The 23952-nt window shown below is 38.5% G+C and carries 22 protein-coding genes; 12 read left to right on the top strand and 10 right to left on the bottom strand.

The features are described from left to right. Positions 1-41 precede the first annotated feature (41 nt). The 3 genes from PL_RS02125 to PL_RS02115 all read right to left on the bottom strand — a co-directional run bounded on the left by PL_RS02125 (position 42) and on the right by PL_RS02115 (position 3032). Complete coding sequence (locus PL_RS02125) at positions 42-707, bottom strand: HAD family hydrolase (RefSeq protein WP_041880301.1); 666 nt, start codon at positions 705-707, stop codon at positions 42-44. A gap of 68 nt (positions 708-775) precedes the next feature. After that, on the bottom strand, positions 776-1798 hold the full coding sequence (locus PL_RS02120) for a zinc-dependent alcohol dehydrogenase (protein ID WP_041880303.1): 1023 nt from the start codon (positions 1796-1798) through the stop codon (positions 776-778). A gap of 1 nt (position 1799) precedes the next feature. After that, positions 1800-3032: an aspartate aminotransferase family protein gene (locus tag PL_RS02115; protein ID WP_041880305.1), complete on the bottom strand. Its 1233-nt coding sequence runs from the start codon at positions 3030-3032 to the stop codon at positions 1800-1802. 630 nt (positions 3033-3662) lie between these two features. Here PL_RS02115 and eat point away from each other — a divergent pair. The 5 genes from eat to PL_RS02090 are packed head-to-tail and all read left to right on the top strand — an operon-like array spanning position 3663 to position 9593. Beyond that, entirely contained in the window at positions 3663-4979 is a 1317-nt protein-coding gene (gene eat, locus PL_RS02110) for an ethanolamine permease (protein ID WP_041880307.1), read from the top strand. Next, positions 4976-6334 (top strand): glutamine synthetase family protein, encoded by a 1359-nt coding sequence (locus tag PL_RS02105; RefSeq protein ID WP_041880309.1) that lies wholly within the window; start codon positions 4976-4978, stop codon positions 6332-6334. Before eat ends, PL_RS02105 begins: the two co-directional genes overlap by 4 nt. A 12-nt stretch (positions 6335-6346) precedes the next feature. Continuing rightward, on the top strand, positions 6347-7495 hold the full coding sequence (locus PL_RS02100; RefSeq protein ID WP_348620886.1) for an iron-containing alcohol dehydrogenase: 1149 nt from the start codon (positions 6347-6349) through the stop codon (positions 7493-7495). A gap of 17 nt (positions 7496-7512) precedes the next feature. After that, on the top strand, positions 7513-8229 hold the full coding sequence (locus tag PL_RS02095; protein ID WP_041880311.1) for a gamma-glutamyl-gamma-aminobutyrate hydrolase family protein: 717 nt from the start codon (positions 7513-7515) through the stop codon (positions 8227-8229). Further along, positions 8226-9593, top strand: a complete 1368-nt coding sequence (locus PL_RS02090) for an aldehyde dehydrogenase family protein (protein ID WP_041880313.1) — start codon at positions 8226-8228, stop codon at positions 9591-9593. The genes PL_RS02095 and PL_RS02090 overlap by 4 nt, the downstream gene beginning before the upstream one ends. A 118-nt stretch (positions 9594-9711) precedes the next feature. Here PL_RS02090 and PL_RS02085 read toward each other — a convergent pair whose 3' ends face one another. Both PL_RS02085 and PL_RS02080 read right to left on the bottom strand, forming a co-directional pair. Continuing rightward, on the bottom strand, positions 9712-10731 hold the full coding sequence (locus tag PL_RS02085) for an EndoS/ChiA family endoglycosidase (protein WP_041880315.1): 1020 nt from the start codon (positions 10729-10731) through the stop codon (positions 9712-9714). A 65-nt stretch (positions 10732-10796) separates the two neighbouring features. Beyond that, the gene (locus tag PL_RS02080; RefSeq protein WP_052496163.1) at positions 10797-11408 is read right to left on the bottom strand and encodes an RNA polymerase sigma factor; all 612 of its coding nucleotides are present in this window, start codon (positions 11406-11408) and stop codon (positions 10797-10799) included. Positions 11409-11649: 241 nt separating this feature from the next. Between PL_RS02080 and PL_RS02075 the strand changes: the two genes are divergently transcribed. The 5 genes from PL_RS02075 to PL_RS02055 all read left to right on the top strand — a co-directional run bounded on the left by PL_RS02075 (position 11650) and on the right by PL_RS02055 (position 17463). After that, positions 11650-12378, top strand: a complete 729-nt coding sequence (locus tag PL_RS02075) for a ThuA domain-containing protein (RefSeq protein ID WP_041880317.1) — start codon at positions 11650-11652, stop codon at positions 12376-12378. Positions 12379-12413: 35 nt separating this feature from the next. Then, positions 12414-13628, top strand: coding sequence for a TCR/Tet family MFS transporter (locus PL_RS02070; RefSeq protein WP_041880319.1), 1215 nt, complete (start codon positions 12414-12416; stop codon positions 13626-13628). A 66-nt stretch (positions 13629-13694) separates the two neighbouring features. After that, positions 13695-15857, top strand: a complete 2163-nt coding sequence (locus PL_RS02065; RefSeq protein WP_041880320.1) for an FUSC family protein — start codon at positions 13695-13697, stop codon at positions 15855-15857. 45 nt (positions 15858-15902) lie between these two features. Next, positions 15903-16313, top strand: coding sequence for an organic hydroperoxide resistance protein (locus PL_RS02060; protein WP_041880321.1), 411 nt, complete (start codon positions 15903-15905; stop codon positions 16311-16313). Positions 16314-16461: 148 nt separating this feature from the next. Then, a complete protein-coding gene (locus tag PL_RS02055; RefSeq protein ID WP_041880323.1) occupies positions 16462-17463 on the top strand; it encodes a hypothetical protein in 1002 nt (333 codons plus the stop codon). On the opposite strand, the gene mgtE is transcribed toward PL_RS02055, so the two are convergent. Genes mgtE through PL_RS02040 form a run of 3 tightly spaced genes read right to left on the bottom strand, consistent with a single transcriptional unit; the run spans position 17434 to position 20562 of the window. Beyond that, complete coding sequence (gene mgtE, locus PL_RS02050; protein ID WP_348620880.1) at positions 17434-18783, bottom strand: magnesium transporter; 1350 nt, start codon at positions 18781-18783, stop codon at positions 17434-17436. The two genes, PL_RS02055 and mgtE, sit on opposite strands and share 30 nt — an antisense overlap. Before the next feature lie 45 nt (positions 18784-18828). Next, on the bottom strand, positions 18829-19947 hold the full coding sequence (corA, locus tag PL_RS02045) for a magnesium/cobalt transporter CorA (RefSeq protein ID WP_041880324.1): 1119 nt from the start codon (positions 19945-19947) through the stop codon (positions 18829-18831). Between the two features lie 3 nt (positions 19948-19950). Further along, positions 19951-20562 carry a WbqC family protein gene (locus tag PL_RS02040; RefSeq protein WP_041880325.1) on the bottom strand — a complete coding sequence of 204 codons (612 nt, stop codon included), beginning with the start codon at positions 20560-20562 and terminating at the stop codon, positions 19951-19953. A gap of 106 nt (positions 20563-20668) precedes the next feature. Between PL_RS02040 and PL_RS02035 the strand changes: the two genes are divergently transcribed. Continuing rightward, positions 20669-21694, top strand: a complete 1026-nt coding sequence (locus PL_RS02035) for a glycosyltransferase family 2 protein (RefSeq protein ID WP_041880328.1) — start codon at positions 20669-20671, stop codon at positions 21692-21694. Here the strand turns inward: PL_RS02035 and aroQ are convergent. Next, complete coding sequence (gene aroQ, locus PL_RS02030) at positions 21669-22088, bottom strand: type II 3-dehydroquinate dehydratase (protein ID WP_041880423.1); 420 nt, start codon at positions 22086-22088, stop codon at positions 21669-21671. The genes PL_RS02035 and aroQ overlap by 26 nt on opposite strands. A gap of 42 nt (positions 22089-22130) precedes the next feature. Between aroQ and xerD the strand changes: the two genes are divergently transcribed. Further along, a complete protein-coding gene (xerD, locus tag PL_RS02025; RefSeq protein ID WP_348620877.1) occupies positions 22131-23030 on the top strand; it encodes a site-specific tyrosine recombinase XerD in 900 nt (299 codons plus the stop codon). A 17-nt stretch (positions 23031-23047) separates the two neighbouring features. Here the strand turns inward: xerD and prmC are convergent, their stop codons facing one another. Further along, entirely contained in the window at positions 23048-23890 is an 843-nt protein-coding gene (gene prmC, locus PL_RS02020; RefSeq protein ID WP_041880330.1) for a peptide chain release factor N(5)-glutamine methyltransferase, read from the bottom strand. Between the last annotated feature and the right edge of the window lie 62 nt (positions 23891-23952).

Below are 23952 nucleotides of genomic sequence, written 5' to 3'. Positions count from 1 at the left end.
GGGCTTTGGTATAAACCAATGCCCGGTTTCGTGCTAATTTCCTAAGCCAGATGCAAATGCAGTTCGTCATAGTCTGAAATCTTAATAATATCTGCAAGATGCTCCAGTTTTTTATTTTCAATGCCAATAAACTGTATGCCTAATTGTTGAGTGGCCTGATAATCCCATTTGCCATCTCCCACATAAATAATTTCAGATAAGGGCATTTCTATGCCGTGCAACGCATTCATCTTTGTGATTGTGCAGGTAATAATATCACGCCTGGCTCTGGCATCCTGTGCAAATGAAGCAGCAGCACAGGCGGCAGTGGTTATACCTGCACAGCTTAATTTAAACAGGGCTGATTCTCTCCAGCCTCCGGTAGCCAGACCAACGCTGATACCATCCTGTTCGCATAGGGCATTTAATATTTTGCCGGCCTTGGGTATCTCTTTCATGCATTCATTATTCACTGCATAAGCATCCTTAAGTAAAGCACAGAAGTTATAAATAAAGCGGTCTCTTTCTTCTGCCGTGTAAGTGCGGTGATGATTTTCCATAAACAACTGATGGATAATACCGGAATCAGTAGTGTTTTCATAGTGACCATAATCTGTTTCAAAACCACTGAAGTTAAAAGTACTCTCCAATGCCCGGGTAAAACAATGATCGTCTATGGCGGTTGTATCAGTCAGTGTTCCGTCTATATCAAATATAATGTATCTCATAGGTGTTTCTAATTGGATTTTAGAATGAATTAATTAAGCATTTTTACATTTTTACAATCAACAAATTTTCAGATCCTGATAACCGATTTAAGACTTGAAATCTGATTACTTCTTTCACGCTTATTTACATCACAACCCAAATGTCTGATAGCAGATTCAAAGTCATCCAGATTATATTCATTGGTAATTATCTTTTCAAGACCCAAATTGCCTTTATTAATCAGGTCAACAGCATGTCTGAAAGTATCCATAGAGTCTATAGAACCAATAATTGAAATACTACGATCCGCAATTTCTCTTGGATTAATCGTCTGCTGGTTATTACGCAACCCCATCATAGAGATTTTTCCCCCATCTGCGATGGCCTGCATTGACTTTTCCAGTAACGTGCCTGTGGTATCAATAATCAGATCGTATTGGTTCTTTTGCGGAATAAACGACGGTTCTATTTTCCAGTTTTTAGAAAGAACATTATTTTCTTCAATAAGCTTAATCCGGTCTCTGGAAGCTTCATAGACTACCCCTTCCTGGATGCCATGTTGTGTTAAAGCCATATAGAACAACAAACCAATAGGTCCTCCGCCTAATATTGCTGTTCGCATAAATGGTGTTACAGCTAATTTTTTCACAGCCGTCAACACACAGCTCAACGGTTCGGACATTGCTCCCTGTTCAAAAGGAATATGGTCATACAATGGATAAATAAATTGTTTGGTAGTCTTAAAGTACCTGGTAAAAGTACCGTCTATGGATACTCCTGCTTCTGTACTTGACTTTAAGAGACAATGATTTCTTAATCCTTTGCGGCAGTTTTCACAATAACCACAATAATATGTCGGGTCAATAATTACACGCTGACCGATCGTACAGCTTTCAACCCCATCGCCTTTGGCTACTATAATACCAGCTGATTCATGACCAATGATTACTCGTGGACTTGCCTGGTATTCACCTGATATAATGCTCAGGTCTGTCCCGCAGATACCTGTAGCTTTGATTTCGACAATCACTTCATCTGCTGCTGTGATTATAGGTTCTTCTCTGTCTTTCAGCTGAATATCCCAGGCTCCATTGTATACAATTGCTTTCATTTTACAGTTGACTAAATATTTTATTTAAACGGAAATAGATCTCTTCAATATCATCCTGGGTTGCTGTCAATGCAGGGCGTACTTTTACTACGTTACCAAATCCATAACGGGAACCTCTGAGTATCATCTTATGATCAGTTAGTGCAACGTCTACGATTTTATTGGCAAGCTCAACATCGGGTGCTCCATCTTTATCAACGATTTCCAGTCCCCACATATAACCTATGCCACGCACATCACCAATAACATGGCCATAATCTTCTTTTAATTTGTTCAGCAAATCGCCAAGAATTTTTCCTGAAACACGCACATTTTCAAGAAATCCGTCTCTGGAAACCACCTCCATTGTTTTTTGGGATGCAGTCAATGAAAGTAAATTACCTCCTGAGGTATAGGAATGTTCAAATTTCTCCAGAACTGCAAATTCCTTTTTATACAGAATTGCGGCAGCAGGAATACCGATACCTCCGAGACCTTTTGCCAAAGTGATAATATCAGGCTTGATATCATAATATTCACTGGCAAACATATGCCCTGTTCTGCCTATACCGGTTTGTACTTCATCAGCAATAAGTGCGATATCGAGTTCATCACAGATCTCTCTGATCTTTTTGAAATAGCCCTCTGGTGGTATGATGTTACCTCCATTACCTAAAATCGGTTCTATAATCATACAGGATACGCCTCCTGAGCTGCCATACTGTGCATAATCATGTATAGCTTCTGCACAAAGAAAGCCACAATCAGGGCCTTTGGCCGAGAATGGGCAACGATAACAGTAAGGCGCCGGTATTACGGCATTGTTTGTCGATATCGTATTGGAGAAAGATTTTCTCCTGAAGGCATTTCCCGAGATATTTGTAGTATACAATGTTTGTCCGTGATGGGAAAGTGAAACACTAACTACTTCACTTTTGCCATTGAATTTATTGGCAATCTTTACAGCTCCTTCATTTGCTGTGGAGCCGATAATATCCCGCATCCACCCATCGGTAATATGTTCAGGTGCCTCATCAAGAATAGTGTCAAGAACCTCTTGTGCAAGTTCTCCGGTAAAAGAAGACGACACATGTATTAAGTCTTCTACCTGCTTTTTGAGTGCATCTACAAGCTCAGGATGACTATAACCCAGTGAGATATTGAAAGTCCCGGAAACTGCATCAATATACTCTTCGTTTTCGGGGGTGTAAAGGCGAATACCCTCACCTTTAATGAATTTAATGTTAGCTGTCATGGTTTATATTTAGGTTTTATTTTATAATATTCAGCTTTGATTTCCCGTCATACTCTTTTACTTAGATTTAATATTATGACAATATTAATCCTATAAAGAAACATACACACATATCATATTCATTATAACTAAAAGATTAACCACAATACATCTTTCAGTTTCATATTCATTTAGACTATTTAAATAATTAGTGTATAAACTTTCATAATTATAATTTAAAATCATAATTTATTTGACGAAACATAGCTATTTACGTGGTGAATGAAAATTCGCTAATACGATAAAATGAGGCTTAAAAGCGCAATTATGTGCCTTTGCAAATTGGAAATGCAGTTTTCAACTATATTTGATGGTGTATTTTTAACACTTTAAAATTCTCAGGTTAAAACTGAAAAGAAAACATCGGGCACCTTACCTTCTGTCCACCAGACATCACACCATTTCCGTATAATATTCCGGCATCTGTAATGAGTTTTGAGGTGGACATCAGGATAAAAACGAGAAAACATTTATCTTTTAAAGAAATATAAATAATCAGCTTAAACAGCGATCATCCATTTTTTTCAATCTGCTGGTGCATTTTAAATTAGTTTATCATATATTTAATAACATAGAGTAATTAAGGCGTAAATGACAGAAAACAAGGGTCTAAGAAAAACACTGACTCCATTTATGCTTTGGGGACTCGGCGTAGGTTATGTGATTTCAGGAATGTATTTTGGCTGGAATCTGGGTCTTGAAAAAGGTGGTACAGGTGGTATGGCTATAGCTACCGCTACTATTGCCATTATGTATGTCACTTTTACATTTAGCTATGCCGAGCTGGCTTGCTCGATCCCAAAAGCAGGTGGAGTATTTGACTATGCGAACAGAGCGATGGGTAAAAATATGGGCTTTATAGCCGGTATAGCTCAGATTATTGAATTTATTCTTGCTCCGCCAGCTATAGCTTTTGCCATAGGTGCTTATTTTAATGCATTTTTCCCACAGGTTCCAATACTAACCAGTGCGATTGTTATTTATTTTATATTTACCGGGTTAAATATATATGGAATTAAAGCTGCTGCTTCTTTTGAGGTGATCATAACCGTACTGGCTGTTGGTGAATTACTACTGTTTTCTGGTATAGCCCTGCCTAAATTGGAAATGACTAATCTGACACGCAATCCCTTTCCAAACGGCTGGGGCGGCGTATTTGCAGCTATTCCTTTTGCCATCTGGTTTTTTCTGGGGATTGAAGGTCTCGCAAATGTAGCAGAAGAAACAAAAAATCCTCAAAGGGATATCAGTAAAGGATTTGGATGGGCAATCTTTACCCTGGTTGTATTATGTATATTGATATTTATTTCTGCTACTGGTATTGCCGGATGGGAAGCGATAGTGTATAAAAACGGAATCAGTGGGGAGACGTCAGACTCTCCGTTACCTCTTGCCCTGGCAAAAATAACCGGGAATAATCATCTGATGTACCATTTACTGATTACTGTTGGCTTGTTTGGCCTGGTAGCATCTTTTCATGGTTTAATCCTTGCTGCCGGACGCTCAACCTACGAAATGGGCTGCGCTAAAAATCTGCCATCAGTTTTAGGAAAAATATCCACACGTTTTCAAACTCCGGCAAATGCTTTATCTGGCAATATGGTCATCGGTATCTTTGTTTTATTATCAGGTAAAACAGCAGAAATTATTATCATCTCCGTTTTCGGAGCTTTAACACTCTATATTATTTCCATGCTTTCTATACTGCTTTTAAGAAAGTATGAACCTGAACTGCCCCGTCCTTTCCGGGTTCCATTCTATCCTTTGTTTCCAATAATTTCCCTCATCATAGCTACAGTTTCCATTATAGCTATGCTGATCTTTAATTTCAAGTTAGGGCTGATCTATTTTTCTCTGCTGGCCATAGCTTTTTTGTTGTACCGAACGTTTAAACCATCTGCCCAATGACAGTTCAAGAAATATTAACGTATGTAAAACAACATCCTTCGGGTAAAGTAAAAGTAGCTGTTGCCGATATTGATGGCATTTTAAGGGGTAAATACATTGCCACTGAAAAGTTCGCTTCCATTGTTGAAGGCCGGCTGGGATTCTGTGATGTAACCTTCGGCTGGGATATGGGTGATGTGGCTTATGACAATGTGAAATTTACCGGCTGGCACACCGGCTATCCAGATGCACTGGTCAAACTTGACCTGAGTACCTTTCGTAAGATTCCATGGGAAAATGATATACCATTTTTCCTGGGTGATTTTGTAAATGAAAATGAGGTACCTGCGTATACCTGTCCACGGCAGTTACTGCGCAGTATTTTAAGCCAGACAGAACAAAGTGGTTTTCTACCTTATTTTTCACAGGAATTTGAATGGTTCAATTTTGCAGAGACACCGCAAAGTGCTCATGAAAAAGGATTCCATCAGCTAACTCCGCTAACTCCCGGAATGTTTGGATACTCGATACTGCGCAGTTCTTTGAAAAATGATTACATGAGTGATTTGTTTGATCTGCTGTGCAGATTTGACATACCGATTGAAGGTTTGCATACGGAAACCGGCCCTGGTGTATATGAGGCAGCAATCAGGTACGCACCTGTTTTGCAGGCAGCAGATCAGGCCATATTATTCAAAACAGCAGTCAAAGAAATTGCTTATAAGCATGGGATCATGGCTACTTTCATGGCTAAATTCAATGAAAATTTACCTGGCTGCAGCGGACATGTACATCAGAGCTTATGGGATAAGGCATCCGGGAAAAACCTTTTTTATGAGGAAACTGATCCTGCCTGTATGAGTGAGCTGATGAAAAATTATATAGCCGGACAACTTTATTGTCTGCCGCACATCTTACCTATGATTGCACCTACAGTTAATAGCTATAAAAGATTGGTTGAAGGTGCCTGGGCCCCTACCACATTAACCTGGGGAATTGACAACAGAACGGTTGCACTGCGTGCACTCCCTGGAAGTGTAAAAGCCACCAGACTGGAAACCAGGGTTGTTGGTTCAGATACCAATCCTTATCTGGCGCTGTCTGCCTGTCTTGCTGCAGGTTTGTACGGTATCAGACATCAGCTCAAACTTAACCAGCCAGCTACTCAGGGCAATGGTTATCAGGACACCTCAAATGGTGTATTACCCCGTAATCTTGACGAAGCTACGCGCCTGATGAAGAAATCTGCAGTTGCAAAAGAATTGTTCGGGGAGCAGTTTGTGGAGCATTTTACCCTGACCAGAGAATGGGAATGGAAACAATACGCCAAAGCTGTAACTGACTGGGAACTCAAAAGATATTTCGAAATTATTTAAACGACTATAGCTATGACATTTGATAAAGTTTATCAATATAACTTTCCAACGATTATTCGTTTCGGTGCAGGCGCGATTAAAGAATTGCCTGATTATCTCCAAAAGAATGGGTTAAAGCGCCCTATGATTGTAACAGATTCAACCATTGCTGCTTTACCATTTTTTAAGGCCATTGTAATTGATTTACAGACAAAAGGCATCTCTGTTGAGGTATTCAGTGATATTCATAAGAACCCCGTTAAAAGTGATGTGTATAAAGGGACTGAGGTATGGGACAACACGTCAAGGGATAGTATAATCGGAATTGGTGGCGGAGCAGCTTTAGACGTAGCCCGTGCTATAGTAATGCGCGTAAACCACAGGGAAGATTTATTTAAATATGATGATTTAATTGGCGGGGATATTTATGTAACTAATGACGTGCCTCATTTTATCACTGTGCCTACAACAGCAGGTACTGGAAGCGAAGTTGGCCGTAGTGCAATCATTGCAGATGATGAAACTCACCAGAAAAAGATCTTGTTTTCTCCTAAACTCATGGCAAAAATTGTGTTTGCCGACCCGGCATTAACCATGGATCTCCCTCCTTTTATTACTGCTGCAACCGGCATGGATGCCCTCACCCATAACATGGAAGCCTTTTTAGCTAAAAATCCACATCCTTTATGTGATGGAATTGCACTTGAAGGTATATTTCTGATTAAAGACGCTATTGAAAAGGCTACAAATCGTCCGGATCTGGAAAGCAGAAGTAAAATGCTGATGGCTTCGATGATGGGTGCTATTGCCTTTCAAAAAGGATTAGGTGTCGTGCATTCCCTGGCTCATCCGCTTTCTTCTTTACTGGATACCCATCACGGGCTTGCCAATGCTGTAAATCTGCCTTATGGCATGGAATTCAATATTGCTGGTTTTGAAGATAGATTCAGGCGTATTGCCAGAACACTGGAGCTGAAAAACGAAACTGGCCAGGCAGTTGTAGATTATTTATCTGAACTGAATACTAAGGTAAATATTCCACATAAACTGAGTGAAATTGGTGTAAAACCTGAACATATTGAAACACTTGCTGATCTGGCACTCGCCGATTTTGCACACCCGAATAATCCTAAGCCGGTAACCCGCGAGGATTTTAAACAGTTATATCTGAAAGCACTTTAACCTACCGGGCTGTTCATATGAAAAAAAAGAAGATCGGAATAAGTTATACGGAGACTAATTTCCAGAACTACTGGAACTGGTTTACTGAAGCTGATTTAGGAAATGAAATTGAGTTGGTGGAACTTTCTTTTGAAAGGAATAATACTGAGGATATCCGGCAATGTGACGGCTTTGTATTAACAGGCGGAATTGACGTTGAGCCTTCTTACTATGACGGCCCACAGAAATACCCACATCAACCTGATACCTTTTTACCTGAAAGAGATCATTTTGAAAAAGTAATTTATGAATATTCTCAAACTCACCAAATACCAGTTTTAGGAATTTGCCGGGGTATGCAATATATCAATATCCTGGAAGGTGGAAAAGTACTTGCAGATATTGGAGAAGCAAATCAGATTCATAAAAAAGAGACTCAGGATAAGGTACATCAGGTCAAAATAGGTCATAACTCTATGTTATACGCTATAATTGGAGCTGAACATGGAATAGTTAATAGCGCACACCATCAAGGAGTTAACACAAATAACTTAAGTAATAATTTAATAGCAAATTCTTACTCAGACAGTTCAGATCAACTGATTGAGGGCCTGGAATTTAAAGACAAAACAAACAAGTCTTTCCTGCTTGCAGTGCAGTGGCACCCTGAAAGAATGAAAGAAAAAGAAGTAAACCCGCTTTCTCAAAAACTCAAAGAAAGGTTTATTGAAGAAGTGAAAAAACATGGAAAATGAATATAGTAAATCCAGCTACAGAAGAAATAATTGCGACGCTCCGGGAAGATAACGGAGCCTCATTGAATCAAAAATTTGAGACACTTAAAAAAGCACAGAAAGACTGGGCTAAACAAGGGCTTCCTGAACGTATAAGAATAATCCTGCACTTCTATAATCTGCTGGAAACTGAAAAAGAAACACTCGCCGCAATACTAACTGCTGAAGTAGGAAAACCTTTACAGCAATCACGTAATGAAATAAGTGGTGCACAAACAAGAATACAGTGGATGCTTAATAATGCAGAAAAATATCTTTCTGAAGAACAAGTAATTGAGACAGGTAACTTAAAGGAAATCACCTCCTATGATCCGCTTGGGGTGATTTGTAATATCTCGGCCTGGAACTACCCCTATCTGGTTGGCGTGAACGTTTTCATACCTGCGCTGCTTGCTGGTAATGCGGTGATGTACAAACCCTCTGAATATGCATCTCTTACCGGACTGGAAATAGAAAAATTGCTTAAACGGGCAGGTATGCCTGAACAGGTTTTCCAGGTAGCTTTAGGGGCACGGGAAACGGGCGAACTATTACTTGACCTGGATTTTGACGGATACTTTTTCACCGGTTCTTATCGTACAGGCCATCATATTTATCAGAGAGTTGCAACAAAAATGGTTCCCTGCCAGCTTGAGTTAGGTGGAAAAGATCCATTATATGTAGCAGACGATATTAAAGATATTGCAGCTGTGGCTGCCGGAACAGCAGATGGGGCCTTTTATAATAACGGACAAAGCTGTTGTGCAGTAGAGCGTATTTATGTGCATGAAAAAGTTTATGATGAATACATATCTTATTTTACTAAAGAGGTGAAATCATGGAAGATAGGCTTACCAACTGAAGAAGGTGTTTATATAGGCGCAATAACCAGAAAGGAACAGCTTGCAGTGCTCAGCAAACAAGTTGAAGATGCATTAAACAACGGTGCAGTATTATTGAACGGCGGAAAACAAATCGCTGGTAAAGGATATAATTTTGAACCAACTGTTTTAGTCAACGTCTCTAATGGAATGAAAGTGATGCAGGAAGAGAGTTTTGGGCCTATTATAGGCATTATGAAGGTAAAGGATGATACTGAGGCCATCCGGTTGATGCAAGAGACTGAGTACGGCTTAACAGCGGCCGTTTATACAGAGAATCCTGATCGAGCGCAGCATATTCTTTCACAGATTGATTCGGGCACAGGCTACTGGAATTGCTGTGACCGGGTAAGCGCCGGAGTTCCATGGAGCGGAAGAAAACATTCCGGCATCGGGGCTACTTTATCTCATCAGGGCCTGCGTGCTTTTACGAAACCCAAAGCTTGGCATCTGAGAAGCAGTTAACGACTATAAAATCTTTAGATAACTATATATAAATTATTATATTTCAATAATTTATCAAATAAAATAAAGGGCCGTACTGATCACAGTACGGCCCTTTATTTTATAACCACATCTCCGTTTAAGGATTCATGATCTTAATCAGATCTTTAGTAACTTTGAAATCTGGTTTTACGATATTATTATCATGCTGAGATGCCAAAGGAGCATCTCTGTCAATTGCATAAGAAAGCACACCGCCTTTTTTGCCAGTAGTTGGCTCCCATCTGGCATAGTCATAAGCACGACCTGTACTATTACGAGGATATTTAACATCATCCCAGTAATTGCTCGGATAACCATTTTCTTCATAGAATGAGAATCCAATTACAAACTGTTTTGAAGTAATATATGAAGAAAACGTATTCCATGTGCTTTGCATTCCGCTTGTACCACGACCGTAAGCCTGAAGAAACAAATAGTCAATATAAGTATTTACCTGTCTGAACAGATTGTTTGTTCCACTCTGATTAGTATCAAAAATAAATAATTTACCAGTACCTGATTTAGGACCAAAATATTTACTCAAAGCTTTAGCCATACCTGCCTGAGTAGTCAATTTAGCTCCGGTCGGATTATATTCCACGTCAAAGTCAATACCATCATAACCCATCGCTGCATATTGATTTGATACATCTAATGCCCATTTTTCATAACCAACAGTGTTATCGGTATAATGATTGGAATAAGAAGTATCTGCTACATTCGGGAAACCCTGTGTATTTACTACTTTAGTTCCTTTAGCGTGTAAAGCAGGAATATAAGTATTCTTTAAAGTGGTCCAGTAAGAAGAACTGGCTGGTGTGAAATTTGAGAAATTACAAACGATGTCCAGGCTATCAGCCACTTCAGTCATGATCGGATCATTGGTATTACCCGAAACTGTTCTGTCACGCCATGTTCTGTAATAGCCTACTGATATTTCATGCGCCGTGGCCTTATAAGCGATCAGGCTCGCATTTGTAGCATTTGTCTCAGTTTTACCTGATACATTGTCACTACCTGTTTGTCCGGCATCCTTTTTACAGGAGGTCTGTAGCAATAAGAAAAGGCCTGCAGCAGCAAATGCAGCTAATTTTACTGTGTTAAATTGTTTTTTCATGATTTGTGTTTTGGTTGTTTATATTTAAATATTGATTTGATCAATTACTGTCTGTTAAGGATTCATCATTTTAATGGCATGGCGTGTATAAATGTTATGCACACCATTAGCAATCTGGTAGTACTCGTTATCAATTCCATAAGAACCAACTCCCCCTTTGGTACCCTGTGAAGGCTGCCATGTGGCATACTGGTAGATTTGTACCGGAGTATAAACATAGTTGGGATTTTGTCCGTCATCCGAGCCATCTTCAAAATCCACGATTGGAATAAATTGCTTAGTGGTAATACTTCTTCTTCAATCTGACCAGCAAGCTCTCTTTCAATAAATATGGCATCTGGCAGCTGAGGCATATTATTCATCATGTTTTTTAAAGATGAAGTATACCTGGCTTTTACCTTAGTATGCTTAATGAGATCTAATATTTTATTTCTTGTACAGGTATACAAAAAAGCAGCGAGTGGTGGTTTAATTGTATTTTCATTAACTCTGGTCCACAACATGGTAAATACCTCCTGAACAACGTCTTTCGCATCTTCTTCATTTTGCAGCATTTTTCTGGCATGACGATATAGTATAGGCCAGAACCGATCGTAAATCACTTCATAAGCTCTCTTATCTCCTGCTAAGAAGGACAGCAGAATATCGTTATCATCTGAATCTGAGAATTCCTTCACCCTTTGCTTTTTATCGTAAATATATTTGGTTTAGCAAGACTAATATTAGCTAAATATTTTCAAATAAACACTATTTATAGTTTATTAAAACGTTAAAGCAAAAATAACTACCAGATGAAAACGGAACGGATTTTAACCATCTGTTTAATATTGAAAAGAAGGAAAAAGAAAACGTCCGGCATATTTTCTTTAGATAAAAAAAGCTATATCAACTTTGAAATATATAGTGTATATTCCACCTATGAAGAATTTTTTCCTACTCCTGAATTTTATCTTTCTGCCACTGATTATGATGGCCGACAACGGATTACCTGTTAAGCCCCGGATTCTGGTCTTTTCTAAAACAGCGGGTTTCAGACACAGTTCCATTCCAACTGGAAAGGCAGCTATCTTAAAACTGGGAAAAGAACATAATTTTGATGTGGATACAACAGAAAATGCAGCAGTTTTTAATGAAAAGACTTTAAAAAAATATGCCGCAGTGGTGTTTTTACAAACCACGGGCAACATACTCAATGATCAGCAGAAAGCCAGTTTTGAAAAATACATAAAGTCCGGCGGTGGTTTTGCCGGTATACATGCAGCAACAGATACTGAATATGAATGGCCCTGGTACGGAAAATTGGTGGGTGCGTATTTTGTAAGCCATCCTGCACAGCAAGTGGCTACACTAAACGTAACCGACCGGTCACATCGTTCAACGAAACACTTGCCTGCTATATGGGAGCGTAAAGATGAGTGGTACAATTTTAAAAACATCGGTGATGACCTTAAAGTACTAATTACAATAGATGAAAATTCCTATAAAGGAGGGATAAACGGAGCAGTACACCCAATGGCCTGGTATCATGAATATGATGGAGGCCGTGCATGGTACACTGAACTGGGACATACAGAAGAATCTTATACTGATCCTAACTACCTCGAACATTTATTGGGAGGTATTCAATACGCGATTAGCGGCAATTAAAGAAATTAAACTAATTTTACAGTTCAATTTATTATATGGCCTCTCAGAAAAAATCTGCAATCGGATTTATATTTATCACCTTACTTATCGACTTTACAGGATTTGGAATTATTATCCCTGTTCTGCCTAAACTGATTGAACAGCTTACCGGAGGAGGATTGAGTCTTGCTGCTGTTTATGGCGGATGGCTTACTATCTCCTACTCCATAATGCAATTTATCAGTGCCCCTATTTTAGGCGGCCTGAGTGATCGCTTTGGACGCAGACCTGTACTCCTGGCTTCTTTATTTGGTTTAGGAGTAGATTATATCTTTCTTGCCTTTGCACCTACCATTGCCTGGTTATTTGTCGGAAGGATATTTGCCGGAATTACCGGAGCAAGTTTCACAACCGCCATGGCTTATATCGCTGATGTAAGTACACCTGAAAAAAGAGCACAGAATTTTGGTTTGATTGGTGCCGCATTTGGTATAGGCTTCATTGTAGGTCCTGTAATTGGTGGTGTTTTCAGTCAGTTTGGTCTTAGAGTGCCGTTTATTATATCTGCTGTACTTGCCTTAATTAACTGGTTATATGGCTATTTTATATTGCCAGAATCTCTTGCTAAAGAAAACAGACGTAGTTTTGACTGGAAAAGAGCAAACCCTGTAGGGTCTTTATTACATATTAAAAAATATCCTAAACTGATGGGCCTGCTGGCCGCTTTGTTTTTGTTATATATCTCTGCACATGCGGTTCAGTCGACATGGAATTATTACACGATGGAAAAATTCCACTGGAATGAGGCATGGGTAGGTTATTCACTGGGTTTTGTAGGTATTGTAGTTGGAATAGTACAGGGCGGACTGATCAGAATAATTATTCCTAAAATCGGACAGGAAAAGGCCGTTTTTTATGGATTGGTTTTATACCTGACCGGATTTATACTTTTTGCCTTTGCTACTAAAGGCTGGATGATGTTTGCATTTATGCTCCCTTATGGTCTTGCTGGTATATTCGGCCCCGCCATGCAAGGAATTATTTCCAACAATGTGGAAGCAAATGCACAAGGTGAAATACAAGGAGTTACGGCAGGTTTAATGAGTGCCGCTGCCATCATCGGACCTTTAATGATGACCAATCTTTTTGCCTGGTTCACTAATCCGAAACATCCTGTTTATTTTCCGGGAGCACCTTTTATTTTAGCCGCTTTTCTTACACTGATCGGGTTATTTATTTGTTCTGCTGCACTTAAAAAACATCATTCCTGATAGCAGTTTCAGTAAATTATTTGTTTCGGTCAGATTATTGCTCAACCAAAATATTAACCTCCTGAAATGTTTAACCGTCCCATCAGAAACATACATGATTTTTTACTGAGCACCTATTTTGCAGATGGGCTTCGCATTACTTTTGGTGTTCTTTTACCCTCTTTAATACTCGCTCAGTTTGGCATGTTAAAGTATGGGATGACTTTATCATTAGGTGCGTTATGTGCCAGTGTCGTAGATACCCCGGGACCAATTGTACATCGCAGAAATGCAATGCTGGTCACTACCATACTAATCACGCTGTTATCTGTAATTATAGGACTAACGAATAAGAATCAGTATTTTATTGCTTTCCTTCTCGTAATCTGCAGCTTTCTGTTCTCCATGTTTTTTCTTTATGGAACAAGGGCTGCCCTGGTAGGCACGGCATCGCTATTGATCATGGTGCTCAGCATTGATGATGTGCGTCCATGGAAAGATGTTTTAATCTATTCTGCACTGGTTTTTTCAGGTAGTTTATGGTATGCTGTACTAAGTTATTTCTTTTACCGGTTAAGACCTTATCGTCTGGTTCAGCAAACGCTCAGTGATTCTATACATGAAGTCAGTGAGTTTTTACGTTCAAAAGCCAAATTCTATCATGAAAACACAGATTATGATGATAATTATGCTGAACTGCTTCAACTCCAGGTAGCTGTTCATGAAAAACAGGATGCGGTCAGAGAAGTTCTTTTTAAAACCCGTGAAATTGTTCGCGAATCTACACCTGAAGGCCGGTTCCTTTTACTCGTTTTTGTGGATATGGTAGATTTATACGAACAGGTCATGTCTACTTATTATAACTACAAACAACTTCATGATCAATTTGATAAGGCCGGCATTTTATCACGCTATGAACAAATAATCAAAAGGATTGCCTGGGAGCTGGATGAAATAGCGTTCGCACTGAAAACCGGAGGTACTCCCCGCCCGCCGGCAGTCCTTACCGATGATGTGAAACGTCTTAAAGAGGAAATTACTGCACTGGAAAAAGATAATAATGATGGTAAGTATAATACCCTGGGACTGATTGCACTTAAAAATATAGAGGTTAATATTGAAAATATAGCTGCCCGTGTAAAAACTATTAACGGATATTTTAATAAAAAGGAAAGAAAAAATTTAAAGAATACTGGTGCAGTAGATACTGACCGCTTTATTACCAGACAGAAATTTGATGCAAAGTTGTTTTTTGATAACCTCACGCTGAGTTCCTCAACTTTCAGACATGCCATGCGTGTATCAATCGCTATGCTGATTGGATACCTGGTAGCAAGAGTACTGGATTCTTCACATAGTTACTGGATTCTGCTCACTGTCCTTGTAATCTCAAAACCTGCCTTTAGCTTAACTAAACAGCGTAATTATGAACGTTTAATCGGGACTGTAGTAGGTGCACTGATCGGAATGGGTATACTGGTCTATATTCATGATAAGCATACTTTATTTTTTATTCTGTTATTCTGCATGATTGGAACCTATAGTTTCCAGAGAAAAAACTATATCGTAAGTGTCTTATTTATGACCCCTTATATACTGGTTCTGTTTGATTTTCTTGGAATGGGAAGTTTATCTATAGCCAGAGAAAGGATTTTTGATACTTTAATCGGTTCTGCGATAGCCTTATTAGGCAGTTATACCTTATTTCCAAACTGGGAAAATAAGAATCTGAAAGAAGCTATGATAAGTACACTAAAAGCAAACATGGCTTATTTCGATCAGGTAACCTTACTATACACAACTACAGAACATAATCTGACCAATTACAGACTGGCCAGGAAAGAAATCTATGTAACTTCAGCTAACTTATCGTCCATCTTTCAAAAGATGTTCTCAGAGCCTAAGAGCAAGCAGCGGCTGATGACCGAGATGCACCAGTTTACAGCACTTAACCATTTGCTGTCTTCCTATACCGCTACCCTTTCGCTATATTTTAAAGAACATTCTTTTTCACTCAGTAATCCGGATGAATTAAAACCGATTGTAAATAACACACTTTACCTGTTAAACCTTTCCGCTGAATATCTGGTTAAAAATGATGGAGAATTAAGTAACGTACCTCTGATCAAGAGTATACAGGATGACAGTAAAATAATTAATCCTGATGAAATGATGATTATTGAGCAATATGATATGATTCAGAAGGTGGCTTATGATATCTTTAAATTATCTGAAAGGATTAAAATATAAAACTTAAGCCTATAACGTTTGTTGTAATATTATAAACAATAAAACATGGAAAAGTTATATACAGCTGCAGTACTGGCTAAAGGAGGCCGGGATGGCCATATAAAATCAAGTGACGGAACTATTGAATTTGATATCAGAGTTCCAAAAGAAATGGGTGGCCAGGGAGGAGCAACAAATCCTGAACAATTATTTGCTGCTGCCTGGGGACCATGTTATCTGGGGGCATTACATGCTGTTGCTAAAAATGAGGGAATCGAGGTTTCGGAAGCCACAGTGAATGTACAGGTTTCTTTTAATCAGGATGGCAATGCTTATGTATTATCAGCAGAGCTGGATGTTCATATACCAGGGCTTAGTCATGATGAAACTCAGAAACTGGCTGATAAAGCACATAAAGCCTGCCCTTATTCAAAAGCAACCAGAGGTAATATTGAAACAAGGGTTACCGCAGTATAAAATTTAAACATATGCAGGGCCATCGCTTTATAAAAAAGCGATGGCTTTTTTATGATCCTGTAACAGGGAAATATTAGCAGATTAGCTACATTTACGATTAAGCAGACACCATCAGATAAATTTATAATACAGATTAATATAAAAGATAATGGCAAAAACATTTTGGATCAGTGAGTCAGATATTTTAACTATCTATCCGGCAAGAATCGCCCGCCGGCTCAGTATAATTTATTTTATAGGATTCACGATGCTGAATATCTTTCTTTATGCCAGTAAAACACTGGGCAGCATTAATTCTGCATTAATTTTTGAAGGTGTGATTGTACTGCTTTCGCTGCTCGTCTTTTTTATCGGAGAACGCAATGTGATTTTTGACGCAGAAAGCAGACAGTTATCCGCTAAAATATTTGGAATCACAACCAGTACGATTCCATTTGATCAGATTGCTGCGATTACCCCATATGATACTATGGGTGCTATTAGTTACCGTGTGTTTTCAAAATCTGACAGACATGGAAAAGGAATTCCAATATCGTGCGGTTATGCTAAACAGAATAACCCTAATCTGATAGCCTATGAACAGGAAGTCTTACCCAGAATAAATGAACTGGTATTTTCAAACAGGCCGCTTTACGTCAAACAGGTTATTTATGATTTTGAATTTTTCAAAGAGGAAAATGGAGTGTATAAGATAACACATAATAAGCTGGCAGGAATGATATTCGGTTTTCTCCTCATCGCTCTGACCATATTTATACTGTTTCATCCGGGTTTTATGGTTAATGAACCTGGTTATAAAAGAATATTGGTAACCTACTTCCCCCTTATTATAGGTCTGGTACTTGTCAATGCATTTTTCTCTTCAGTTAGTTTTGATAAAAATAATCGTCAGATAATCGACACAACACTCGGAGGATTAATCAAAAAAGTCTACTCTTTTGATGATTTTATACAATTCCAGATTGTCCGTAAATCCACTAATTTTATCTATACCGATACAGAAGTGAAAGCTTTAATAGCGATTGCCAATAAAGGAAAAACAAAACAGCTGATGTTAATCAATTTTAGAAGAACAAAGAAAATAGAGCGCTTTATTGATGAGGCAAATACAATTCTCGGACTACAGGAGCAGTTTACTGGCCATTCCTAATAAGAGTAAGAATCCAAATACATCTGTAAACGTTGTAATAATGATTGACGAAGCAATTGCAGGATCAATACCTACCCTTTTCAGCATCAATGGTATCCCCGCTCCTGTTACACCTGCGATCACCAGATTTCCGGTCATTGCCAGAAAAATAACAAGTCCCAGTAAAGGATTTGCGTCGAATACAAGCGCAAAAATGAATACGATTAAGCCTGTTACTGCACCATTAATCAAACCTACTGTAAACTCCTTTAATACGGTGCGGTAAGCCTGATTGTCAGTCAGATCATAAAGCGATATTCTTCTTACTGTTACAGCCAGAGCCTGAGTAGCGGCATTTCCACCCATCCCGGCTATAATTGTCATATAAGCAGAAAGCACAGCAATTTTTGCAATAGTCGGTTCAAAGTGTCTTACAACTGCAGAAGCAAGAAAAGCCGTCCCTAAGTTAATGATTAACCATGGCAGCCTTGATTTTACAGCTTCTACCCAGTTACCACTTAGTTCCTCATCTTCCGATACCCCTGATATTTTCAGGATATCCTCAGTATTTTCATCCTCCAAAACGTCAATAACATCATCAAAAGTTACTCTTCCGAGTAATTTCATCTGGTTATCCAGTACAGGAATACTTGTAATATTATACTGGGAAATCAATCTGGCAACTTCTTCCTGGTCAGTATCAGGGCTTACCCAGGCTACATCGGATTTAACCAATGCTGTAATTTCCACATTCCCCTTAGCCTTGATAATATCTTTCAGAGAGACTATCCCCTGGAACACATTATGTTCATCAACAACAAAAATCGTATAGAACTCTTCAATTTCTTCACTTTGTCTGATAATTTCGTCGATAGCATCCTTTTTTTTCAGGTGAAGCTGTATACGGATAAACTCCGTATTCATCAATCCACCAGCAGTATCCTCATCATAACGCATCAGATTCCTGATATGAGAAGCATCATCCTCACTCAGGTCTTCCAGAATCTCTTTTTGCTCATGTTCTTCGAGCTGAGAGATAATATCCGTCGCATCATCATAATCAAGCTCCTCAACAATCTCAGTACGTTTATCTGGATGGAGCTGAAACAGTAATTCTTCAGGGTGCGCCTCCTCATGCATTTCGGCAAAGATCTCTGATGCAGTTTCAACAGGAAGCAGATTGATAATGCGTTGTCTGTCCTCCTTAGTCAGGCTTTCAAACAAAATGGCAATTTCGGACGCATGATATTCATCCAAAATTACAGCCAACTGATTATCGCTGCCATTAAGGGCGGTTTTTATTCTGGTAACATCAGATTTGTCTAGTTCATAAGATTGCATGTGGGGCTAAGGTAACTATATTTTCTCTTTTATACCCGCTCACATTTACTTAAACCACCCTTTTCGCCAAAAATAGATGACCTGAAGGATAGCAATTATGACCATAATAACCATTGTGTATAAATATCCATGCGAAGCATAGAGCTCAGGCATGTTATATGGCATAAATTTATGGGTTACCGGGTCTTCTTTGGCAAAGTTCATCCCATAGACACCAGCAATAAAGGTTAGTGGAATAAATATGGAAGATATAATGGTTAAAACCTTCATGATTTCATTCATGCGGTTACTGATAATTGACAGATACATATCAATATTACTTGCAGAAATCTCTTTCAGGGATTCAACGATATCAATTATCTGAATACAATGATCATAAGCATCACGAATAAAAGGTCTGGTTTGCTCAGTAATCAGATGACTGTCACTGCGCAGCATATCATTCAACTTATCTCTCTCAGGCCATGCTACCCTGCGGATATTAATTAAATTCCTTTTAATCAGCTGTACGTCAAACATGAAGCTTTTGTCCGGCTTATCGAAAAGACGATCTTCGAGCAGATCAAGATCTTCACTCCAGATACTGAGAATTTCAAAATACTTATCTACGATGATGTCCATCAGTGCATACATGATATAACTGCTGCCTGCAACTCTGATATTTCCCTTTCCCACTTTCAGTCTTTGAATTACCGGACCGAAACAATCAGAGTAGTTTTCCTGTAAAGTGATCAGTGCGTTATCGGTCAGGATAAAGGAAAGCTGTTCGTTTTCCAGGTTTTTATCCTCATCCAGTAAAAGCATTCTGCTGACAGCAAAAACATAATCATCATACTCTTCCAGTTTTGGCCGCTGATAAGATCTGGTAATATCTTCCAGAATCAGCCGGTTTACATGAAGTTCACGATTCAGGGTTTCAAATAGCTCAGGAGAACCAAATCCTTTTATTTCTATCCAAAAGGTGAAATTTTTATCTGCCAGCAACTGGGTAATCTGATTAAGATTAGACAGTTCCCGGGTTTCGTAAGTAGTCTCATTGATCTTATGAACCGTAATTACCGGCTTTAATGAGTTTTCATCTATATAGACTACGCCAGGACTGGAACCTGCCTTGGGAATTTTTAAACGCTGTTTTTTCTTACGGGATTTATTCTTTTTATCCATACACTAGAGATAATTTTTTGCCTGCGGGCCTTGATTGAATAACAAATCAGCGATGCTCATGTTTGACATAAATCCTTTTCTGTCTTCAAATACCTGATAATAAGGTTTGGCCGGAAATATTAGCTCAGGTTCTTTGAAATGAATTTTTGACCTGTAATCAATTTCAGGTGCTATCTCTTTCGTATACTCAGTTGTAAAATTAAATTCTGCAGGTTTTTTCAATTGCTTGAATATCCATTGCAAAATTTCCAGATTATAATCAAACAGGAATTCGAATTTCTTCTGGTAAAAAACGGCCAGTTCATCTTCATAATATTCGAAATAAGCTGAATTACGATAACAGCTTTCCAGACTTAACCAATGCAGGCGCTGCCATTTAAAATCATAACTAATTTTAACATCTTTGATCTTTGTATGATACTTCGACCCCTTGATAACAGGCAAAAACAGATCTAAAGCACCATTAGGTGAATATATTCTGGCTCTGTTCCGATAAGTCTGTTTTGGAAAATGTTCTTCTTTTTCCAGTAAAAATTCAAAATTATGTGCGTTCAGGGCAGAGAAATAACTTACAGGAGGAAGATAAAAAAGAGGAAATATAGCTGGATTGTGCATTGGTTAATTTATGTTTGCATTTTCAATCAGGCAAAATAATGATAAAAAAGGCTTTTTTCCTATTTGATCACCATTTTTTTATGAACGTAAACGAGAAATTAAGCTAATGTCAGAGCCGAAAGTAGCTGTTGTAATCCTCAATTGGAACGGAAAACAATTATTGAAAGATTTTTTACCCAGTGTAATTAAATCCCGGTATAATAATCTTCAATTGATTGTTGGCGATAATGCATCGACAGACGGATCTGTAGATTATATCAAAAATAATTTCCCGGAAATACAGATAATTGAGAACGATCGTAACTATGGATTCGCTGAAGGTTATAATCGCATTCTTAAACAGGTTACTGCTGATTATTATGTGCTGTTAAACTCTGATGTTGAGGTTCCTGAAAACTGGATTGAGCCTGTAATTAAGGCTATGGAGGCTGACCCGGCCATCGCCGCTGCACAACCAAAAATAAAGTGGCAAAAAGATAAAACTCAATTTGAATATGCTGGTGCTGCAGGGGGCTTCCTGGATATTAATGCTTTTCCATTTTGCCGCGGAAGAATCTTTGATCAGATAGAACCTGATCTGGGGCAATATAACCAGTTCAGGGAGATTTTCTGGGCAAGCGGTGCTGCTTTCTTCATTAAAACAAAACAATGGGATGAAACAGGTGGATTAGATCCTGATCTTTTTGCCCATATGGAAGAAATTGATCTTTGCTGGCGTTTAAAGAATCTTGGATATAAGATTGTCTACTGTCCGGATGCTGAGGTTTATCATGTTGGCGGAGGTACCTTAGATGCTAATAATCCTTATAAAGTATTTCTCAATTTCAGAAATAACCTGATGATCATGCAGAAAAATCTGCCTGCCGGCGAAGCGGTACTAAGCATATTCATCAGAATGAGTATTGATTTTATTGCCTGGCTGCAGTTCCTGTTTAAAGGGAAAACTAAATTTGCATTCGCCATCAACAAAGCGCATTACCAGTTTTTAGCGAACCTCAGTAAAACAGGTAAGAAAAGAGCTGAAACACAATTAAGCTACTCCAAACACACCGGAGTTTATCATTCCAGTGTGGTCTGGAGTTATTTTATCAAGGGAATCCGGCATTTTAGCCAGCTAAAAGACTTTCAATAGCCAGACGATAACCATCCAGTCCAAATCCGGTTAATACACCTTTGCAGTTCTTTCCGGTTAGTGAAACATGACGGAATTCTTCCCTGGCGTAAATATTGGAAACATGTACTTCCACTACCGGTGTATTGATACCCGAAATGGCATCCGCAATAGCTACAGAAGTATGTGTATATCCCCCGCCGTTCAAAATAATTCCATCAAATGAAAAACCAACCTCATGCAGTTTGTTAATCAGTTCACCTTCAACATTACTTTGAAAATATGTTAATTCAATATCTTTATACCTGTCCTGTAATTCTTTAAAATATTCTTCAAAACTTCTATTTCCATATACCCCTGGTTCTCGTATCCCCAGCAGGTTTAAATTCGGTCCGTTAATAATCTGTATCTTCATCCATTCAAACTTAGCCTTAAAAACTAATAAATAAAAATTCACGTGATTAATTTTCCCCATCATCATACATTTAAAGCTTATTTAAAACTGGAACGCGGACTCTCTGGAAATTCTGTTGATGCCTATCTTAATGATGTGAATAAACTATTTCAGTATTATGAAGTAATAGGCGAGGAATTCATCATTAAAAACATATCTGACAAGACTTTACATAATTTTATCATCTGGCTCAGTGAGTTAGGCATGCTGGCCAATACGCAGGCAAGGGTAATTTCAGGATTAAAGTCTTTTTTTAATTATCTGATGCTGGAAGAACTGATTGAAATAGACCCGTCCCAACAGCTTGACTCCCCTAAATTAAGCAGAAAACTCCCTGATATACTAAACGTTACAGAGATCAACGCATTAATTGATGCAGTAGACGCTTCCAGGCCGGAAGGTATGAGAAATAAAGCGATTTTAGAAGTGTTATATGGCTGTGGTCTAAGGGTAACTGAACTGATAACTCTTCGGATTTCGGATCTCAACCCTACCCAGGAGTATATTAAAGTAAGAGGTAAAGGAAATAAAGAGAGAATTGTGCCTATCGGAGAAACCGCATTAAAATTCATAGATATCTACCTTAGCCAGGTAAGAGTACATCTGACTATAAAAAAAGGTAATGAAGACTATATTTTCCTGAACAGATTAGGTAGCCGCTTATCAAGGATATCTGTATTTACAATGATTAAAGCTCTGGCAACAAACATAGGTTTACAAAAGAATATAAGCCCGCATACTTTCAGACATTCTTTTGCCACGCATTTAATTGAGGGCGGTGCAGATTTGCGTGCAGTACAGGAAATGCTTGGTCATTCCAGTATTACGACTACCGAAGTATACACGCACCTGGACAAAGATTATTTAAGAGGCGTAATTACTCAGTTTCATCCCAGAACATAGTTACAGAAAATCTGGTATTACAGGCCACAGGAAATCATCCTGTCTTTCCCTTGCATATCTTTTCTCAAAATGATATCAGTAAAGCCTTTAGCTAAAAGCATATCTACTGTTTCTTTACCCAAATATTCATTTATTTCAAAGAATAGCCTGCCCTTTGGCCGAAGATTAATCAAAGCAAAATCTGCTATCTTTTTATAAAACAATAAAGGATTTTCATTACTTACAAACAAGGCCAGATGAGGTTCGTAAGCTAAGACGTTCTGATGCATTTCTTCCTTTTCATGCTCAGTAATATAAGGTGGATTACTCACAATCAGATCATACCTAAACGAACTGCTGTAAGTTAAGATATCAGCATGAATGAAGTTTACAGCAGCAGTATTGGTCAGGGCATTTTCTTCAGCGATAGCTAAAGCAGCTGCAGAAACATCAATTGCGCTCACATCCACCTGCTCCAGATTCTTTTTTAAAGTTATAGCAATGCACCCGCTGCCAGTACCAATATCAAGTATACTGGAAACCGGTTCACTTTTTACCGTATCTAATATCCATTCTATCAGTTCTTCTGTTTCAGGTCTGGGAATTAAAACAGCTTCGCTGACCTTAAATCTAAGCCCGTAAAACCATGCTACCGCAAAAATATGCTGCATTGGCCTTCCCTGTTTCAGTTCCAGCAACACATCATCATAAGTCAAAGTAAGTTCAGCAGATAAAGATTCAGTCATATTTATCAGTAACTGAGTACGATTCCAGCCTGAGACCTGTTCAACTACCAGATAAAACAACTGCTTTGCTTCTTCCCCATCATACAATGAAGATAGTTCATTGATAAAGTATTGTTCTAATTGCTTAAAATTCATTAAATGCAAAAGTATTAATAAATGTTACATCTCTATGGTAGAAATATTTCAATAGCTCATAA

The sequence above is a fragment of the Pedobacter lusitanus genome (assembly GCF_040026395.1).
Lineage (GTDB): Bacteria > Bacteroidota > Bacteroidia > Sphingobacteriales > Sphingobacteriaceae > Pedobacter > Pedobacter lusitanus.
The sequence above is the reverse complement of the archived record's forward strand: the minus strand, read 5'-3'. Positions and strand labels throughout refer to the sequence as shown.

Coding starts and splice junctions, on each gene's coding strand:
- PL_RS02090 (WP_041880313.1), top strand. CDS start 8,226: ATGAATATAGTAAATCCAGCTACAGAAGAAATAATTGCGACGCTCCGG.
- PL_RS02125 (WP_041880301.1), bottom strand. CDS start 707: ATGAGATACATTATATTTGATATAGACGGAACACTGACTGATACAACC.
- mgtE (WP_348620880.1), bottom strand. CDS start 18,783: ATGCAATCTTATGAACTAGACAAATCTGATGTTACCAGAATAAAAACC.
- PL_RS02065 (WP_041880320.1), top strand. CDS start 13,695: ATGTTTAACCGTCCCATCAGAAACATACATGATTTTTTACTGAGCACC.
- prmC (WP_041880330.1), bottom strand. CDS start 23,890: ATGAATTTTAAGCAATTAGAACAATACTTTATCAATGAACTATCTTCA.
- PL_RS02115 (WP_041880305.1), bottom strand. CDS start 3,032: ATGACAGCTAACATTAAATTCATTAAAGGTGAGGGTATTCGCCTTTAC.
- PL_RS02055 (WP_041880323.1), top strand. CDS start 16,462: ATGGCAAAAACATTTTGGATCAGTGAGTCAGATATTTTAACTATCTAT.
- PL_RS02095 (WP_041880311.1), top strand. CDS start 7,513: ATGAAAAAAAAGAAGATCGGAATAAGTTATACGGAGACTAATTTCCAG.
- PL_RS02100 (WP_348620886.1), top strand. CDS start 6,347: ATGACATTTGATAAAGTTTATCAATATAACTTTCCAACGATTATTCGT.
- corA (WP_041880324.1), bottom strand. CDS start 19,947: ATGGATAAAAAGAATAAATCCCGTAAGAAAAAACAGCGTTTAAAAATT.
- aroQ (WP_041880423.1), bottom strand. CDS start 22,088: ATGAAGATACAGATTATTAACGGACCGAATTTAAACCTGCTGGGGATA.
- PL_RS02085 (WP_041880315.1), bottom strand. CDS start 10,731: ATGAAAAAACAATTTAACACAGTAAAATTAGCTGCATTTGCTGCTGCA.
- PL_RS02120 (WP_041880303.1), bottom strand. CDS start 1,798: ATGAAAGCAATTGTATACAATGGAGCCTGGGATATTCAGCTGAAAGAC.
- eat (WP_041880307.1), top strand. CDS start 3,663: ATGACAGAAAACAAGGGTCTAAGAAAAACACTGACTCCATTTATGCTT.
- PL_RS02035 (WP_041880328.1), top strand. CDS start 20,669: ATGTCAGAGCCGAAAGTAGCTGTTGTAATCCTCAATTGGAACGGAAAA.
- PL_RS02105 (WP_041880309.1), top strand. CDS start 4,976: ATGACAGTTCAAGAAATATTAACGTATGTAAAACAACATCCTTCGGGT.
- PL_RS02075 (WP_041880317.1), top strand. CDS start 11,650: ATGAAGAATTTTTTCCTACTCCTGAATTTTATCTTTCTGCCACTGATT.
- PL_RS02070 (WP_041880319.1), top strand. CDS start 12,414: ATGGCCTCTCAGAAAAAATCTGCAATCGGATTTATATTTATCACCTTA.
- PL_RS02060 (WP_041880321.1), top strand. CDS start 15,903: ATGGAAAAGTTATATACAGCTGCAGTACTGGCTAAAGGAGGCCGGGAT.
- PL_RS02040 (WP_041880325.1), bottom strand. CDS start 20,562: ATGCACAATCCAGCTATATTTCCTCTTTTTTATCTTCCTCCTGTAAGT.